Source organism: Dolichospermum sp. LEGE 00246 (genome assembly GCF_015207865.1).
GTDB classification, from domain to species: Bacteria; Cyanobacteriota; Cyanobacteriia; order Cyanobacteriales; family Nostocaceae; genus Dolichospermum; species Dolichospermum heterosporum.
The window spans coordinates 1-1,200 of sequence record NZ_JADEWA010000756.1 but is presented as its reverse complement, the minus strand read 5'-3'; the positions used below and the strand labels follow the sequence as shown (position 1 = coordinate 1,200).

Below are 1,200 nucleotides of genomic sequence, written 5' to 3'. Positions count from 1 at the left end.
GATAATTGATACTTTTAATTTTTCTGAAAAATATTTGATAAATGATGTCCCTAAAACATATCAATATCTTTTTGAAAAAGTCTATCCTGAGAGGCAAATAAATCCAGATCCAAAGCTAAGAAAATATTGGTGGCTACCAAGACGAAGTAATGAAAAAGTTAGAAGTTCTATATTGGGAATTAAACGCTATATAGCCACAGTTTTAACTTCTAAACATCGTGTTTTTATCTTCCTAGATTCTAATATTAGATCAGAGATTAGTATTGTAGTGATTGCTTTGGATGATGCTTATTATCTTGGAATTATTAGCAGTCATATACACATTACTTGGGCTTTAGCTGCGGGTGCAAGACTCGGAGTTGGTAACGATCCAAGATATATTAAATCTCATTGCTTTGATCCTTTCCCTTTGCCAAATCCTAAACCAGAACAAAAACAGAAAATCCGAGAATTAGGAGAAAAATTAGACTCCCACCGTAAACGAGTACAAACACAACATCCTGAAATCACAATTACGGGAATGTATAACCTGCTTGAAAAACTCCGCAAAGGTGAAACATTTACAGAAGCAGATAAAGCATATAACAATAAAGCCTTAGTTTCCACCCTCAAACAAATTCATGATGAATTAGATAACGCGGTTTTTGATGCTTATGAATGGCAAGATTTAAAAGATGATAATAAAACAAAAGCAGAAATTGAAGAAATAATTTTAGAACGTTTAGTTGCGCTCAATGCTGAACGTGCAGAAGAAGAACGTAACGGAACAATTCGCTGGTTGCGTCCTGAATATCAAGCACCAAATGAAGTTACCCAACAAGTGCTAACGGAAGTCATGGAAACAGAAGAAACTGTCATTATTCCCACCGAACAAAAAACTTTTCCCAAACAACCAAAAGAGCAACTTGCAACTATCCGCGACTTACTCCGCACCAATACCAGCGACTGGACTGTGGATCAAATTGCTGCTCAATTCAAAAATGGTGGAAAATACAAAAATGCCATTGCTGAAAATCTAGAAAGATTAGAATGGTTTGGGATTTTAATCTGTCGAGAAACAGAATCAACCAAACGCTGGCAATATGTGGAAATATAGAGAGGATCAAGATCCCCGACTTCTTCAAGAAGTCGGGGATCTGATTTACAGGATTTTAGTCCCTTCAATTTTTCAGGACATCAAAAATTTAAAAAAAATTAAAT

1 pseudogene is annotated in these 1,200 nt (G+C 35.2%); it reads left to right on the top strand.

Going from position 1 to position 1,200, the window contains the following annotated elements:
* Positions 1–1,096: pseudogene (locus IQ228_RS26160) on the top strand (class I SAM-dependent DNA methyltransferase); the annotation flags it as partial.
* Between the last annotated feature and the right edge of the window lie 104 nt (positions 1,097–1,200).